Annotated in this window: 17 protein-coding genes and 1 pseudogene; 13 read left to right on the top strand and 5 right to left on the bottom strand. The window is 38.5% G+C overall.

The annotated features are described in order from the left end of the window. Window positions 1-73: 73 nt before the first annotated feature. Window positions 74-538, top strand: coding sequence for a hypothetical protein (locus tag MVE64_RS12220; protein WP_247346684.1), 465 nt, complete (start codon window positions 74-76; stop codon window positions 536-538). On the opposite strand, the gene MVE64_RS12215 is transcribed toward MVE64_RS12220, so the two are convergent. After that, window positions 527-1,042 (bottom strand): MerR family transcriptional regulator, encoded by a 516-nt coding sequence (locus MVE64_RS12215; RefSeq protein WP_247346683.1) that lies wholly within the window; start codon window positions 1,040-1,042, stop codon window positions 527-529. The genes MVE64_RS12220 and MVE64_RS12215 overlap by 12 nt on opposite strands. 418 nt (window positions 1,043-1,460) lie before the next feature. On the opposite strand from MVE64_RS12215, the gene nikA reads away from it, so the two are divergent. From nikA to nikE, 5 genes are read left to right on the top strand one after another with little or no spacing between them, the layout of a single operon-like run. After that, on the top strand, window positions 1,461-3,038 hold the full coding sequence (gene nikA, locus MVE64_RS12210) for a nickel ABC transporter substrate-binding protein (protein WP_379052593.1): 1,578 nt from the start codon (window positions 1,461-1,463) through the stop codon (window positions 3,036-3,038). Window positions 3,039-3,063: 25 nt separating this feature from the next. After that, on the top strand, window positions 3,064-4,008 hold the full coding sequence (gene nikB, locus MVE64_RS12205) for a nickel ABC transporter permease subunit NikB (protein WP_247346681.1): 945 nt from the start codon (window positions 3,064-3,066) through the stop codon (window positions 4,006-4,008). Next, window positions 4,005-4,838 (top strand): nickel ABC transporter permease subunit NikC, encoded by an 834-nt coding sequence (gene nikC, locus MVE64_RS12200; protein ID WP_247346680.1) that lies wholly within the window; start codon window positions 4,005-4,007, stop codon window positions 4,836-4,838. The genes nikB and nikC overlap by 4 nt, the downstream gene beginning before the upstream one ends. Before the next feature lie 15 nt (window positions 4,839-4,853). Continuing rightward, the gene (gene nikD, locus MVE64_RS12195; RefSeq protein WP_247346679.1) at window positions 4,854-5,672 is read left to right on the top strand and encodes a nickel import ATP-binding protein NikD; all 819 of its coding nucleotides are present in this window, start codon (window positions 4,854-4,856) and stop codon (window positions 5,670-5,672) included. Window positions 5,673-5,689: 17 nt separating this feature from the next. Then, a complete protein-coding gene (nikE, locus tag MVE64_RS12190; RefSeq protein ID WP_247346678.1) occupies window positions 5,690-6,586 on the top strand; it encodes a nickel import ATP-binding protein NikE in 897 nt (298 codons plus the stop codon). Window positions 6,587-6,687: 101 nt separating this feature from the next. On the opposite strand, the gene gloA2 is transcribed toward nikE, so the two are convergent. Further along, window positions 6,688-7,074, bottom strand: coding sequence for an SMU1112c/YaeR family gloxylase I-like metalloprotein (gloA2, locus tag MVE64_RS12185; protein ID WP_247346676.1), 387 nt, complete (start codon window positions 7,072-7,074; stop codon window positions 6,688-6,690). A gap of 150 nt (window positions 7,075-7,224) precedes the next feature. On the opposite strand from gloA2, the gene prfA reads away from it, so the two are divergent. The 3 genes from prfA (at window position 7,225) to spoIIR (ending at window position 9,932) form a co-directional block, all read left to right on the top strand. After that, on the top strand, window positions 7,225-8,295 hold the full coding sequence (prfA, locus tag MVE64_RS12180) for a peptide chain release factor 1 (RefSeq protein WP_121663888.1): 1,071 nt from the start codon (window positions 7,225-7,227) through the stop codon (window positions 8,293-8,295). Between the two features lie 7 nt (window positions 8,296-8,302). Beyond that, window positions 8,303-9,151, top strand: coding sequence for a peptide chain release factor N(5)-glutamine methyltransferase (gene prmC, locus MVE64_RS12175; protein WP_247347039.1), 849 nt, complete (start codon window positions 8,303-8,305; stop codon window positions 9,149-9,151). A gap of 127 nt (window positions 9,152-9,278) precedes the next feature. After that, window positions 9,279-9,932: a stage II sporulation protein R gene (spoIIR, locus tag MVE64_RS12170; RefSeq protein WP_247346674.1), complete on the top strand. Its 654-nt coding sequence runs from the start codon at window positions 9,279-9,281 to the stop codon at window positions 9,930-9,932. 77 nt (window positions 9,933-10,009) lie between these two features. On the opposite strand, the gene MVE64_RS12165 is transcribed toward spoIIR, so the two are convergent. Both MVE64_RS12165 and MVE64_RS12160 read right to left on the bottom strand, forming a co-directional pair. Further along, a complete protein-coding gene (locus tag MVE64_RS12165; RefSeq protein ID WP_247346672.1) occupies window positions 10,010-11,038 on the bottom strand; it encodes a hypothetical protein in 1,029 nt (342 codons plus the stop codon). Window positions 11,039-11,082: 44 nt separating this feature from the next. Continuing rightward, window positions 11,083-11,934, bottom strand: a complete 852-nt coding sequence (locus MVE64_RS12160) for a hypothetical protein (RefSeq protein ID WP_247346671.1) — start codon at window positions 11,932-11,934, stop codon at window positions 11,083-11,085. A 170-nt stretch (window positions 11,935-12,104) separates the two neighbouring features. Here MVE64_RS12160 and MVE64_RS12155 point away from each other — a divergent pair, with 170 nt between their 5' ends. From MVE64_RS12155 to MVE64_RS12140, 4 genes and pseudogenes are all read left to right on the top strand, one after another. Further along, the gene (locus tag MVE64_RS12155) at window positions 12,105-12,548 is read left to right on the top strand and encodes a hypothetical protein (protein ID WP_247346670.1); all 444 of its coding nucleotides are present in this window, start codon (window positions 12,105-12,107) and stop codon (window positions 12,546-12,548) included. Between the two features lie 166 nt (window positions 12,549-12,714). Further along, window positions 12,715-13,760 (top strand): annotated as a pseudogene (locus MVE64_RS12150) (L-threonylcarbamoyladenylate synthase). 76 nt (window positions 13,761-13,836) lie between these two features. Beyond that, window positions 13,837-14,397, top strand: coding sequence for a manganese efflux pump MntP (locus MVE64_RS12145; protein ID WP_247346669.1), 561 nt, complete (start codon window positions 13,837-13,839; stop codon window positions 14,395-14,397). A gap of 76 nt (window positions 14,398-14,473) precedes the next feature. Further along, a complete protein-coding gene (locus tag MVE64_RS12140; RefSeq protein WP_247346668.1) occupies window positions 14,474-15,232 on the top strand; it encodes an alpha/beta hydrolase in 759 nt (252 codons plus the stop codon). Window positions 15,233-15,427: 195 nt separating this feature from the next. Here the strand turns inward: MVE64_RS12140 and MVE64_RS12135 are convergent, their stop codons facing one another. After that, window positions 15,428-16,243, bottom strand: a complete 816-nt coding sequence (locus MVE64_RS12135; RefSeq protein WP_247346667.1) for a GTP-binding protein — start codon at window positions 16,241-16,243, stop codon at window positions 15,428-15,430. Window positions 16,244-16,445 lie beyond the last annotated feature (202 nt).

Below are 16,445 nucleotides of genomic sequence, written 5' to 3'. Positions count from 1 at the left end.
ACCCCCATACGTCCTCATTTCCCCTCATGAAAAGAAAATCATCGGGCATCCTACAACTAGGAGGTGCTGAAAAATGAAAAAGGTCCTTATCTTATCTATCCTCTGCTTTTGTATGGCGGGCTGCCAATTCCAAGCAGGAGAGCGCTACGAGCCCCAGCAGGAAGATGTGAACGGGTTAAGATTGATGAGGGATGGTCATGGCACATATGATAACCAAGAGCTCGACGATGAGCAATTTGTTCCAAACCAAAATCCAAATTTCCTTGATCTAACAGAAACAAGACCCGACAAAGGGGATGACCAAAGTAAATTAGAAGAAGCCATTATGAATGACGATACCTTATCATTAGGAAGAGTCATCATGAATGCAAATCATATAAATGTAAAGGTGTTTACAACTGAGGATCTTTCAAAAAAGGAAATGAAGAAGAAAACGAAGGAAATTCATGAAAACATGATTACGGCTTTACCGAGGTATAGAATCGACGTTAATCTAGAAAAAAATAGAGGGGCATTTTTTCGCCCCTTAAAAGCCTAAAATCGAGCTAATTAGCCCCTTTCTACGCGATGGCTTCGCTGGTGCTTTTGTTTGATCAAAAACTAGAGCAGGATCTTTACCAAATTCTTGTTTTTTCGAAAGTTTTTCTTGCTCAAGCTCTTCAATTCGAAGCTCTAACTTTTTGATTATACTTTGTAATTCTTCCATTTCTCTTCGATGTTGAAGAAGTTGATAGGATACGACTCCATCAGCCTTGCTTTGAACCTTTCTTTCCACTTCTTCAAGTCTTTGTGTTAAAAAATCTACTTTGTTTTCATCTAGTGATACCATTTGTGTAATAGTCCCCTTTCGTGTTTGCTCATTAGCAGGTGTTGGGGTGCCTGTTGGATTGTTTTGAAGTTGTTTTAGTCTCTCTATATCTTCTTCTGAGAATTGATAGTGTCCCAGCTCATTTTTCTCTAGTTCCAAATCTAACTGATCTACCCATCTCATTAACGTTCTTCTCGAAACCCCAAGTGACTTTGCAACAGCAGCTGTACTCATCTTTTCTCCTCCCCTGATACTGATATAAGTACAAGTCCTAAACTCCTCGTTGCGCCAATCCCAAGAACAGATATTGTTAAGGAACTTACTAGAGTAAATTTTCGACCTAAAAAGGCAGTTCCCTTCATGTTAGACAAAACAAGAACCAATTCGGCAAAGAAAGTGGAAGTTTTACATATTGTGAAGGGTTCGACAAATTTCGGGAAGTGACAGGCACCCCAAACCCAGAGCAGCACCAAACCCAGAGCAGACTCCCACCCCAAACCAGGCACCTCAAACCTGAAAATTCCCACAATTCTATTGACACAAGCGACTACTTCCCATACAATTGAAAACAATTATCAATTGCATTTGGGAGGAAACAGTTTTGGTTAAGAAGGTACAACATCATCGTAAAGTTCTACTATTATCTGTATTTATTTTAATTTTATCGACAATATTATTTGGGTGTGCAAATAACAAAGAAGAAGTTGTGAGCTCAGAGGAAAAAAGCGAAAAGAATATGCTTACGTTCGCTTGGCCTAGAGATATAGGAGAAATGAATCCGCATGTGTATAATCCTTCACAATTATTTGCGCAATCAATGGTATATGAACCATTAGTGAGTTACCAAGAAGGTGGAGAGCTAAAACCGCATCTTGCAGAGTCTTGGGAAATTTCTGAAGATGGTAAGGAATATACGTTTCATCTTCGTGAAGGTGTAAAGTTCTCTGATGGAACAAGCTTTAATGCTGAAGTTGTGAAAAAGAATTTTGATACCGTACTAAACCATTTAGATATGCATAGCTGGTTAGGGTTTCTTTCAAAAATTAATTCAACAGAAGTTGTTGATGAATATACGTTCAAGCTAACATTAACAGAAGCTTATTATCCAACAATTCAGGAATTGGCTGTTGTAAGACCGGTTCGTTTCTTAGGTGAAGCAGGGTTTCCTGAGGATGGTGATACTTCAAAAGGTGTAGTAGAACCAGTCGGAACAGGTCCATGGGTGCTAGAAGACTATAAAGTAGATGAATATGCTGTTTTCAAGCGTAATGAAGAGTACTGGGGTGAGCTTCCAAAAGAAGAAAAAATCACTGTGAAAGTTATTCCTGATGCCGAAACAAGAGTGCTAGCGTTTGAAAAAGGTGAAATCGATCTCCTGTATGGTGAAGGAACAATTAGTTTAGATGCTTTCAAACAGTTAGAATCAACAGAAAACTATGAATCTAGTATTTCTGAGCCAGTTGCAACAAGACAGCTTGTGATCAACTCGAAAAAAGAACAGCTTTCTGATGAAAAGGTCCGTCAAGCTTTACACTACGCTTTTAATAAGGAAGCTTTAGTTGAGGGTGTTACGTCAGGTTATGAAGAAAAAGCAGACTATATCCTGCCAACAAACTTACCTTATACAAAAGACAATGGTGCAACTGTCATTGATTATGATGTAGAAAAAGCAAAATCGTTATTAGACGAAGCAGGTTGGACGCTTTCTGAAGGAGAAACGGTTCGTGAAAAAGATGGACAACCTCTTGAATTTGAGCTAATGTATGACTCAGCAGAACAAATTCAAAAAACAATGGCTGAAGTTATTCAATCTGAATGGGCAGCAATTGGTGTAAAATTAAACATTGTAGGAGTTGAACTAACTGAGCAGGTTCAACGTTTTAAGGATAATGAATTTGATGTGAATTTCTTTAGTAACTATGGAACTCCTTATGATCCACATACGTTCTTAAACATCGTTGCATCAGAAGGATTTGGATTTAATGAGGCAATATCAGCTTATCCAAACAAAGCTGAAATTTTAAAACAAATTGCAGAGGTTCCTCAGACAACTGATGAGGCACAACGTCAGCAGCTATATACATCAATCTTAACATCGATACAAGAACAGGGAGCGCTTATTCCTATTTCTTATATTAAGAAAACAGCAATCTATCAAAAGGATGTAACGAACTTTACTTTCCCTGCTAATCGTGATGAGCATCCATTTACAAACATTAGCATGAAGTAGGAAGTAACAGTATCAGGAGGTTTTTATGGGCACTTTTATTTTAAAGCGAATGTTTTCAATCATTCCGGTCTTTCTGTTGGCAGCACTTGTTACAACAGGAATGATTCATCTCTCACCGGTAGACCCGGCTGAAGCTTATTTAACTGCGGCCCATATTCAACCAACTGATGAACTCTTGGAACAAAAAAGACAAGAGTTTGGCTTAGATCAGCCATTTTTCATTCAATATGCTAATTCTATTATAAAGATATGCCAGCTTGATTTTGGCATATCTTATGTTTCGAATAAGCCTGTTTGGGATGAGGTGATCACACGTATTCCAGCTACTATTCAGTTAGCACTGGGTAGTATTTTAATTGCAATCCTCGTTAGTGTTCCTCTTGGCTTTCTTGCTGGAATAAAGAAAAATAGTATGATAGATCACTTTAGTCGATTTCTTTCCTTTATAGGGGCATCCATCCCCTCTTTTTGGCTTGGATATCTTTTTATCTTTTTCTTTTCTGTAAAGCTCGATCTTTTTCCAGTTGAAGGAACTGGAACGTGGCTGCACCTTGTTCTTCCTTCAGTAACTCTGGCTCTTCCGCTAATCGCCATTTATACAAGATTGTTACGTGCCAGTGTGCTTGAAAATATGAATGAGCCTTATGTGCTTTATGCGAGAACGAGGGGAATTAAAGAAAAAATAATTATGGCGAAGCATGTATTAAGGATTGCGATTTCTCCGATGATTACCGGGTTAGGAATGAATCTTGGAAAACTTTTAACAGGTACCATTATCGTTGAAGCTGTTTTTTCTTGGCCTGGCTTTGGTCGTTATTTTATTGAAGCGATTTTTAATCGTGATATACCGGTTATTCAGTGCTATGTTTTGATTGGAGCAAGTTTGTTTATTATTAGTAATTTACTAGTAGATGTGATTCAAATGGTGATAGACCCGCGCATTTCCAGGAAAGTAGGCTACAAGCAATGATAAGAAGAATACGTCAAATTTTCATCAGTCAAAAAATAATTCCGATCTGCTCGATTATTTTAGGTATTCTTTTCTTCATTGCTATATTTGCTCCCTGGATTGCACCTAATGATCCAATCGCAGTTAACATAGTGAATAAATTACAGCCTCCATCATGGGAATATCCTTTAGGAACAGATCAGCTAGGAAGATGTAATTTATCAAGAATTTTATATGGTGCCCGGATATCACTAGGTTTTGCCATTTTAATTTTTATCTCATCTATTTTTATTGGGTTGATCGTTGGTACCTTTTCAGGGTATAAAGGCGGTTGGATTGATCATGTTTTAATGAGATTTTGTGATGGTGTGATGGCTTTTCCGAACTTGATCCTTGTTCTTGGGCTAGTTGGTATTTTTGGACCTGGTCTAACACAAGTCATTATCGCCATTATGCTTGTGCAATGGGTTTATTATGCGCGAATGTTTCGGGGAATGGTTCTAAGCTTAAAGGAGCAAAACTTTATTGCTGCTGCAAAGGTGAGTGGCTCTTCTCAATGGAAGATTATTAAAAATCATATTGTTCCAAATGTCCTTCCACCACTTGTTGTGATGGGAACTTTAGAAATGGGCTGGGCGATTATGGATATATCGGCCATGTCGTTTCTCGGGTTGGGCGTTCAGGCTCCTACACCAGAGTGGGGGGCAATGATTCATGAAGGAAAGTCATACATACGGACGAATCCCGAATTAATGCTCTATCCAGGCTTGTTCATTATGATAGTTATCGTTACATTCAATTTATTAGGTGAAGCATTGTCAGAGCGTTACGGTGTGAAACGTAAATTTTAAAAAAGGATGAGAAGGTTGGAAACAGAACAGTCAAAGGTGCTACAGGTCAAAGATTTACATGTGAAGGTAAAAACGAAGAATAGTGAGATGTCTCTAGTTCAAAATGTTAATTTTGAACTAAAGCGTGGAAGTGTTCTTGGTCTTGTTGGAGAAAGTGGATGCGGGAAAACCGTTACAAGTATGTCCATCCTTCAGCTTCTTAACAGAAAAACGTCAACAATCGAAGGAAGTATAACATTACAAGGTCGAGAATTGAATGGTTTAGGTGACAAAGACATGCGTAACATACGTGGCAAGGATATCGCGTTTATTATGCAAAACCCAATGAATGCTTTTACACCTGTTTTTACAATTGGCCATCAATTTGTTGAAACGATTCGCTCTCATACAAATTGTCATAAAAAACAAGCAATAGAGCTTGCGATCGAAGCAATGAATTCTGTTAATCTACCTGACCCTGCAAAACTGCTAAAATCCTATCCTTTCCAATTAAGCGGAGGTATGCTTCAACGTGTGATGATTGCCATTGCAGCTTGTACCCATCCAGCTGTTATTATTGCCGATGAACCAACTACCGCACTTGATGTAAAAAATCAAAAAACAGTATTACATCATTTAGATGCAATTCGTTCTAAATATGGCTCTGCTATTCTTTTAATCTCCCATGATCTAGGGGTGATCTCAGAAATGGCAGATGATGTAGCGGTTATGCAAAATGGTAGAATCGTTGAAAAAGCAGATGTGTTTCAGCTATTTGATGAACCGCAGCATGAATATACAAAAAAACTATTGCAAGCACGCCCACTACTACATGTAAATGAAACTGTTATTTGAGATTGAGGGGGAGAAAAATGAGTTTATTACAAGTAAATAACATAACTCATAGCTACGGATCTCAATCACTTTTTAAAAAGAAAGATCGTTCGAAAAAAGTCCTTTCCGATATTTCTTTTTCTATTGAAGAAGGAACCTGTCTTGGGATGCTTGGTTCAAGCGGGGCCGGTAAAAGCACTTTAGGTAAAGTAATACTTGGATTAGAACGACCACAAAAAGGTGAAATTCTTTTTCAAGGCCATGATCTTTATAATGTTGATAAGCGTACTCTTCATAAAATCCGCCGAGATCTTCAAGTGGTTTTCCAGGATTCCTACTCTTCTGTTAATCCTCGACTGACGGCAGAACGTATTATTGCAGAGCCTTTAGAAAACTATGAAAAGCTAACGGTGAATGAACAAAAGCGAATGATTATTGAGTTGCTAGAAAGAGTAGGTCTAAGCGAAAGTGACCTGAAAAAACACCCGAACCAATTTAGCGGTGGCCAATTGCAAAGAATCAACATTGCAAGAGCCATCTCCCTAAAACCTAGGCTGATCGTATTAGACGAATCTGTAAGCAGCCTTGATATGGTAAATCAAACACTTGTTTTAGAATTACTAAAAGAATTAAAAAAAGACTTTGGCTTATCTTACCTCTTTATTACACACGACATAAAAGCTGCATATGAGATTAGCGATAAAATTGGCTTGCTAGAAAAAGGAGAACTCGTAGAACTCTACCACGACAAAACTCAATTCTTCACATCAAACCACCCTGTCGCTCAGGAAATGAGAAACTCTATCCTTGCCGAGCACCCACGAAACCGCACAGTCAGAGACAGCGGCTCGTTTGGTGACAAAGGGACAGGTCCCGCGTACAGGATCCTTCGACAAAGAAGGGACGGAGGGACAGGTTCCTTGACCCGCTTATAGATCCTGGCGACAAAGAATAGAAAAGGAAAAGGAGTGCCTACTTTGCACTCCTTTTTTATATTGTATGAGGGGTGATGTGGGACAAGGAACCTGTCCCCACATCACCCCTCATACAACTCCAACGGCAATCCATCCGGATCTTTAAAAAACGTAAACTTCTTACCGGTGAATGGATCGATTCGAATTTCTTCGACTTCTACATCTTTTCCTACGAGCTCATCCACAGCTTCATCAATATTGTCCACTTCAAAAGCGAGGTGTCGTAATCCTGCGGCTTCAGGCTGATTTGGCCTGCTAGGGGGATCTGGGAAGGAAAATAGCTCAATTTGATAGGTGTCATGCACAATCAAATCTAATTTATACGACTTCCGTTCTTCACGATAAACTTCAGATAAAACAGGAAACCCTAGTACCTCTGTATAAAACTTTTTTGACTTTTCATAATCAGAACAAATAATCGCAACATGATGGATTTTTTTGATTTTCATATTTTAACTTCTCTCCCTAAATATGTAATAAAAGCACAGTTTTTCACAAATCATATTATAATGAACTATATTTAGTCAATTTGCTTTTGACGCTTATTGTGACCTATACTATAATTATAATGTTATGCATGAAAATTGAGGTGAACATGTGTGTTAGATCGTTTACAATCGGTAGAAGACCGTTACGAAAAGTTAAATCAGCTTTTAATGGATCCAGATATTATCAACGATTCAAAAAAGCTACGTGAATATTCAAAAGAACAATCAGATCTACAAGAAACTGTGGAAGCTTACCGCGAATACAAAGAAGTCCGTGAGCAAATTTCTGATACAAAATCAATGCTTGAAGAGAAGCTTGATGCAGAGATGCGTGAAATGGCGAAGGAAGAGCTTTCCGAGTTAGAAGAACGTGAAGAAGAATTAACAGCTCGTCTTAAGCTTTTACTTGTTCCGAAAGATCCTAATGATGATAAAAACGTTATTATGGAGATCCGTGGAGCAGCAGGTGGAGATGAGGCTGCATTGTTTGCGTCTGATTTATACCGTATGTACAGCCGCTTTGCTGAAATGCAAGGCTGGAAAACAGAAGTAATGGAAGCGAACGCAACAGGTACTGGTGGTTATAAAGAAATTATCTTTATGATTAACGGTAAAGGTGCTTATTCAAAATTAAAATTTGAAAACGGTGCCCACCGTGTACAACGTGTTCCTGAAACAGAATCAGGCGGACGTATCCATACGTCAACTGCAACAGTTGCTGTTTTACCAGAGGCTGAAGAAGTGGAAGTAGAAATCCATGAAAAAGATATTCGTGTTGATACGTTTGCATCAAGTGGTCCAGGAGGACAAAGTGTTAATACAACAATGTCAGCTGTTCGTTTAACACACTTACCAACTAATACTGTTGTATCGTGTCAGGATGAAAAATCACAAATCAAAAACAAAGAAAAAGCGATGAAGGTCCTTCGTGCTCGTGTTTATGATAAATTCCAGCAAGAAGCACAAGCTGAGTACGATCAAAACCGTAAGCTTGCGGTTGGTACTGGTGACCGTTCAGAGCGTATTCGAACTTATAACTTCCCGCAAAACCGTGTAACAGACCACCGAATCGGTTTAACGATTCAAAAGCTTGATCAAATCTTAGAAGGTAAGCTTGATGAAGTTGTAGAAGCACTGATCGTTGAAGATCAATCAAGCCGCCTTGAAGCTGCGGAAGATTAAAATAAAGATGAAATTTGTGTACGAAGCCCTGAACTGGGCTTCTTCTTTTTTAAAGGAAGCGGGAAGAGATGAAAATGCAGGGGAATTATTGTTGCGGCACCATTTAGAAATGGATCGGGCAACATTATTATCTAATTTGAGACTGGTCCTCTCAGAAAAGCAAATCCTAGCATTTCAAGTTGATGTAAAAAAACATGCAGAAGGACAGCCTGTTCAATATTTAATTGGATATGAAGAGTTTTATGGCAGGCGTTTTATCGTAAATAAAGAAGTATTAATACCAAGACCTGAAACTGAGGAGCTTGTGGAGGGGATTTTACAAAGAGCCTCTGAGCATTTTGATGGTGAGCAAAAACTAAATGTTGTCGATGTTGGGACAGGCAGTGGTGCCATCGCAATTACCTTGGCTCTTGAAAACCCGAAATTCTGTGTGTCAGCTGTTGATATTGCAGAGGAATCTCTTCAAGTAGCTCAGCAAAACAGCAGGGAACTACATGCTGAAGTCGAGTGGCTTCACGGAGATTTACTAGAACCTGTTAAAAATAAAATCGATATCTTAGTATCAAATCCACCTTATATTCCAGATTGGGAAATTGAAACTCTATCACCTGTTGTGAAGGATCATGAACCAATGCGCGCATTGGCAGGTGGAGAAGATGGCTTAGATTTTTATAGAAGGCTGATCAATGACATGATAAGCTTGCTGAATCCAAAAGCGTTAATTGCGTTTGAAATTGGAGCTGGGCAGGGGAAGGATGTTAAGGCTCTTCTTGAACAAGCACTTCCGACAAAGGCGAAAGTAGAAGTTGTTTACGATATTAACGGCAAAGATCGCATGGTATTTGCGACAATTTAAGGAGTAGAACCCTTGGTAAAACTGGGGTTTCTTCTTTTTAAAACTATAAAACTATTTTTTTTCAAAAATATAGTTTAAGAATCTCTCACGCTGACTATACTGTCTACTACAAGGGAGGCGTGAGGAAATGAAAAAACAACAATTAGCACTTATATATATATTCTTATTATTCTTTGGGGCAATAGCAAATGTTTATAAAGAGCCGGTGGAAGCTAGCACACAGGAACCGGTAGTGATACCAGATGAAGCGATTCGCTTACGAATTCTAGCAAATAGTAATTCTGATGAAGATCAAGAGTTAAAGAGAAAAGTTCGCGATGAAGTAAACAAGGAAATCACAGAGTGGGTTTCAGAATTAACTTCAGTAGAAGCTGCTGAAGAGTTAATAGAATCAAGACTACCGGAAATCGAAAACATCGTTGCACGTGTACTAAAGGAAGAAAACATGGAGCAAGAGTATACAGTAGATTTTGATCATGATGTAAGCTTTCCAACAAAGCTTTATGGTAACTTCATTTATCCAGCAGGTGAGTATGAAGCGATCTTAATCAGCCTAGGTGAAGCAAAGGGCGCTAACTGGTGGTGTGTTCTATTCCCACCACTATGCTTCCTAGACTTCTCAAATGGAGAAGCCGTACAAGCTGAAGAAACAGAAAAAACAAACGAAGCGAGCAAAACAACAGAAGAAGTTGCATCACTAGTTGTTGACGAAGATGAAGACAAGCAAGAAGTAGAAGTGAAATTCTTTTTGGTTGAGTGGTTTGAAGGGTTGTTTTCGTGATGGGTGCCTGTCACTCCCCGAAGTTTGTCGAATACCAAAAAGCCGGAGTGATAATTACTCCGGCTTTTTTGATCGATTTATTCTACCGTTACTTCAACTTGGATTTCTTCATCTGCTTCAACTGTTTCTTCTTCCACAGCTGTTGCATGAACAGCAGAGTTTGCATGTGCATGTAATTTTGCCATGTTACTAGCATGTTCGTTTGCTTTTGCTGCTGCTTTATTTTTGCTAGAAGTATTTACTTCAACAGTTTTACTAGCTTCATCTTCAGTAGTTTCTGTCGTTGCTTCTTCAGTTGTAGGTTCTTCTACAGTCGTTTCGCTATCTTCGTTAACGTTCGTAGACTCTTCAGTACCTTCTTCAGTTGAACCGTCTTCTACAATTGTCTCGTTTTCTTCGTTAACATCAGTAGCTTCTTCTGCATCCTCGTTAGTCACAGCATCTTCATCTACAGTTGTTTCACGATCTTCATTAACGTCAGTAGCTTCTTCTGCATCTTCATCAGTCGCAGCATCTTCTTCTACAGTCTTTTCACTATCTTCGTTAACATCAGTAGCTTCTTCTGTACCTTCTTCAGTTGCATCAGTTTCTACAGTAGATTCACTTTCTTCATTAACATCAGTAGCTTCTTCAGTTGTTTCTTCAGAAATATTTTCTTCTACATCTGTTGCCACTTCTTCTTCAGCTACAGCGTGAACAGCAGCATTTTTATTTGCATGCAATTTTGCATTGTCACTAGAATTCTCATATGCTTGTGATTTTGCTTTGTTTGCTGCAGATTTATTTTGCTTTTCTGTTTTTTCAACAGCTTCTGTTTGTTCCACTTCAGTTACTTCAGGTTGTACTTCTGCTTGAGCTTTTACTTTCGTTTTTCCATGAACAGCTGAATTTGCAGCAGCATGTTCTTTTGCTGTTGCACTAGCTTTAACACTAGCCTGTGATTTGCCAGCTTTCACTTCAACTTTTTTAGCTTCCACAACTTTTACCGTTTTTACTGCTTTAGCATCTTTCGGTCCTGCTGCTTCACTAATTTGACCTCCAGCAAAAATTCCAACTGAAACAATTCCTGCTAATACCGCTGTTTTTACCACATTCATTTTTAACATATGATTCTCTCCTTTTTCTATTAAAAAATGTATTTACAATAGTTTTAGAAAAAAGGAGTATCTTGTGGTGGCGGCGATGGAGGTGCATGATCCCATTGATTGCGGTACTGGAGCTGCTTAGAAATAAGTGGCTGAACCCGCTTAACGATCAAGTACGCTTCTGCATTTACTATGAATTTATCAAATGTACTATTTGCATTGGATCCTTTGCTCGTTCTGTCCTTTGATGATCCTTCAGATGATTTCTGAGAAAAGGAAGAGTGAGGGTTGATTGCCTTAATAGGAACATTGCTTTCCTTTTTAATAGGGAGTTCATCTTCCTTCTTAGGTTCCACACTCACTACCTCTTTACTAGTCTCGACAGGTTTAACGTCATCACCTTTTTCGGAAGCTTTTGAAGTAGTCTCTTTAACAGAAGGTGTAGTAGTAACAACAGTCTGTGAAGGAGATTTCACTTCAGTTTCTTCCTTCTTCTCACTAGAGGATGGCTCGTTACCTGGCTGTTTTGAAGGCTGGTTGCTGTTAACCGTTTTTTCCTTTTCTTCTTTCACTTTATTAACAGCTTGTTTTGCTTTATCACTAGCCTTCTCAGGAAGCTGCTTAGTGTTGCTCGTTTTATCACTAGCTTTCTCAGGAAGGGGCTTTGCTTTACTAGCTTTTTCACTTGCCTGAGCCGGAAGTGTTTTCTCAACCTTGTTCTTTACAGGTTTTTCCGGTTTCGCTTGTGGTGATGGAGTAGGTTTGGAAATTTCCTTTTTTACCGTGTCCGTTTTTTGTTGAGCATTTTGAGCATTCTTATTCTCAGCCTGACCGTTTTCTTTAGCAAAAGTATCATTAGGAAAAGCAAAGGCTACAAAGCTGACCAAAGCAGCAACTAATAAATGACGGAATTGCATAATTTCACCACCTTTCCGTTGAAAAATGCACCATATATACTCTTCGGTTAGATGCGTAGGAATCTGTAGGTAGTGCCTGTCACTTCCCGAAGTTTGTCGAACAAAATCTATGAATAAATCTAGCTTTCCCTTCATAAAGTTTAGTAGAGAATACAAAATGGGGTGAAAGTATGTTGTTTCAGTTAAAAATAGCAGAGGAAAAAGATCTTGGTAGATTAACAGATTTTATTGAGAAGGCAGGACTTAGTTCAGAAGGTTTGGATAGTATAATAGATTACTTTGTGATGTTGGAGGATGGTAATCATGAGGTTGTGGCCTGTATCGGTGTAGAACCGTTGAATACTCATGGATTGCTACGTTCTCTTGTTGTTTCGGACAAGCTAAAGCAGGCACATATTGTGACACTTTTTCAAAGCATTCAAACGTTAGCAGAGAAAAAGGGAATTTCGAGTTTATACCTTGTTACAAACAAAGAAGCATCTGTCCATTTTTTAGGATTAATGGGCTTTAATCAAATCGAATCTGATGTGATTCCGGATGAAATGTTAACCTTAGATCATATGAGTGGTTCACTTGAAGATCCAAATGCAATGATTATGGTGAAATCCTCATAATTTTCTAATATCCACATAGTTATTCACAATAATAACAGCCTTATCCACAATTTGTGGATAAGGCTTGTTTTATTGTGACGCTTCTTTTATACTTTCTAGAGTTAAACCTCTACATTTAGGCAAGAAATGTATGTGAAAGTACGGATTTTAAGGGAGTTAATAGAAAATGAACACGAATCTTTGGACTGTGGATGACCTAACAGACTTATCCACTAGTTATCCACAAATTGCACAGGCAGCTAAAATGTTAAAAGAAAATGAGGTTGTTGCCTTTCCTACTGAGACTGTTTATGGACTTGGGGCAAATGCATGCTCTGATGAAGCAGTCCGTAAAATATTCGAAGCAAAGGGGCGCCCAAGTGATAATCCACTGATTGTCCATATTGCTTCACAGGAGCAGCTGAACGATATTGTACAAGATATTCCTGACTATGCAAACCAACTGATCAAAGAATTCTGGCCTGGACCATTAACATTAGTTTTGAGAAAAAAGGAGAGCTCCTATCAGACTTCGTGACAGCAGGTCTTGATACAGTTGGAGTAAGAATGCCGGACCACCCGATTGCCCTAGAGTTAATAAAAGAGGCAAATGTCCCCGTCGCGGCACCAAGTGCAAACAGATCTGGAAAGCCAAGTCCAACCCAAGCTTCACATGTATACCACGATCTTAAAGGGAGAATTAGTGGAATTGTGGATGGGGGTCCAACTGGAGTTGGTGTTGAATCAACGGTTGTGGATTGTACCTCAGTCATTCCAACGATTTTAAGACCTGGTGGAGTAACGAAGGAGCAACTCGAAGCCGTTGTTGGAGAAGTGGGGGTGGACCAGGCATTACTTGAAGAAGGTCATGCACCAAAATCTCCCGGCATGAAATACACACATTATGCTCCAAACGCACCTATTATTGTGGTTGATGGAAGCCGTCCGTTTTTACAAACTCTTATTAACCAACATAAAAAGGACGGAAAAAAAGTAGGTGTGTTAACAACAGAGGAAGGGAAAAGTGAGCTTCATGCTGCTAAGGTCATAGCATGCGGAACACGGGAAAACCTCCAAACTGTCGCAGCCAATCTTTATGATGTGTTAAGAAAATTTGATCAAGAAGATGTGGATCTTATTTTAAGTGAAAGTTTTCCACAGGCTGGTGTCGGTGAAGCTGTTATGAACAGGCTTTTAAAAGCAGCAGGAAACCAAGTTATTGTAGAAGAATAAACAAGCTCCTAATACGATGTTCTAATCAGAATCGGGTGCGCATAAGGTTAATTAGGCGTGTCCGAGGAGGGGGAAAATGAACATAGAATCAATATTGGGAGAACTTGTTACATTATTTATTATGGCACTGGCACTAGGTATGGACGCTTTTTCGGTCGGCCTTGGCATGGGCTTAATTAAGCTGCGAATGCGGCAAATTTTTTACATAGGAATCACAATCGGCGTTTTTCATATATGGATGCCACTTGTTGGAATGTTAATTGGTCGTCTACTAAGTGATACGTTTGGAACGATTGCTACTTTATTAGGCGGTACTCTACTTATCTTATTAGGCATTCAAATGATTTTTGCATCGTTTAAAAAAGATGATGAGCCACTCATTACACCAGTAGGCTTCGGTTTAATCGTTTTTGCCTTAAGTGTGAGCTTAGATAGCTTTTCCGTTGGTTTAAGCTTAGGAATCTACGGGGCCAAAACCTTTCTAACTGTCATGATGTTCGGTGTCGTTAGTATGGTGTTAACGTGGATTGGATTATTGGTTGGCAAGCGTGTCCAAAATTGGTTAGGTGCCTATAGTGAAGCGCTAGGCGGAAGTATTCTGCTTGCGTTTGGTTTAAAGCTGTTATTTCCTTTTTAAGGTTTCAAGGGCTCAAATCATTTATGGTTTGGGCCTTTATTAAATACATAAACATGAAAGTGAATGGTGAACAAACATGGTTGAACTTTTCTCTCTTTATATGACAGCTCTTAAACAACATCGAACAATTCGGGTCTATGTACCGAAGCATTATGATAAGGGAGAAAAACGTTATCCTGTGCTGTACATGCATGACGGTCAAAATGTGTTTAGTGATGATGAAGCGATTGGTGGCTTTTCTTTAGGGCTTGAACAGTATCTTAATGAACAGGAATATGAGTTGATCGTGGTGGCCGTTGATCAAAACCCTGAGGAGCGGATGAATGAATATTGTCCTTGGGAAATTGGTGAATATAGTAAGAAGCATTTTGGGCAGGTTGATTTACCAGGCGGTAAGGGGAAAGACTATGTTGATTTTATCATCAATGACCTTAAGCCATTTATGGATAACAAGTACCGCACATTAAGCAATCAGAACTCAATATCAGGTATTTCACTTGGAGGATTAATTTCGGTTTACGCAGCTTGTAGTTATCCACAGGTTTTCCACAAGGTTGCTGCAATCTCCTCAGCCTTTTTACGTAATCAGGAAGAAATCGAAACATACATTCAACATTCAAATTTGTTTGGTGTAAAAGGCATTTATATGGATTGTGGTGACAGTGAAACAAATGATGAAAGAAAAAATAAAGAATTTGTAGCATCAAACAAAAGGGTTTATGAATTACTGAATAACAAAGCGCAGAATGTGAAATTTGATATTATTCCTGAAGGGCGTCATCACTATGAGGATTTCAAAAAGAGGGTGCCGGCTTTTCTTGAATTTATAAAGTAACAAAGAGGTGAGTGCACCTCTTTGTTTTTATCTGGAAAGTTGTAAAAATGTTTTTTCGTACGAAGCCTGATTTCTTCCACGTTTAAAGAATTCCCAATCAATATCATTATTGGCTTTTGACTCGTTGTTCCCTCTACTTTGTCCACTGCAAGCTTTTTTGAAGCGAATTGGAAGGAATATAAGGCAGAGTCATCCTTAAATTGAATGATTCCTTCCTCGTAACACGTCGTTTGGCAATTCTTTCAGCCACTTCTCGAATATCTTTTTCTCCACAACAGGTAAATCTTCCAGCTTAATCGCCTTAATGGCAGCATGATTTACATGATCGTGAGAATGGTCATGATCGCAGGTAGAAGAACAGCCACATGTTTTAGGTTCTTCTGATAACTTCAATGTTCTAATTCTTGTTTGAAGGAGCACATCTGCCGGTACCTCGCCAAAGCTAGATTGCACAACAGGTACATCATGGGTGATTAATTTGTTTATTTGTAAATTGATTTTATCTAGCTTTTTATCTGAAACAAGATCCGTTTTATTTAAAATAATCAGTGATGCACTTGTAATTTGTTCCTTTAATAATGTACGAATTTCCTTTGAACTAGAAAAAATACTTTGATAGTCAAGGTAATTACTAGCATCAACTAAACTAATAATCGAAAGTAGAGAAAAACGATCTATAAATTCAGGAGTGGCTAAAGCCTCCACAATTTCATTCGGATTTGCTACACCAGTTCCTTCAATAAGTAACACATCAACAGGATTTTCCACAAATTGATTCAAGGTCATCTTTAAGTCATCCTGAATCGAACAGCAAATACAGCCGTTAAGAAGCTCGTACATTTTTTCATCTTCAAAAAGATGATTTTCTACATTTGTATCGCCAAGCTCGTTTAAAATAATGCCGAGCTTTTGGTCACGTTTTTTACACTCATCTACAATTCGCTTCAGAACAGTAGTTTTTCCGCTTCCTAAAAAACCGCTTAGTATATAGACTTCAACAGGCTTGTTCATCAAATCCCTCCATTTAGTAGGAAACATAACGATTCTATTTCTTTCATCATATTTTATTCTAGTACCTTCGACAACGTTATAGCAGAAATTTACAAAAACTTTACGAAATCTACAAATTATGTAAAAGATTCCTTAACATTTGGACTCTATCATAAGGATATATGCAGAAAAATATAAAAAGATACCTAGATTTTAAGCAATT

This window comes from Metabacillus endolithicus (genome assembly GCF_023078335.1).
In the GTDB taxonomy this organism is placed as follows: domain Bacteria; phylum Bacillota; class Bacilli; order Bacillales; family Bacillaceae; genus Metabacillus; species Metabacillus endolithicus.
The sequence above is the reverse complement of the archived record's forward strand: the minus strand, read 5'-3'. Positions and strand labels throughout refer to the sequence as shown.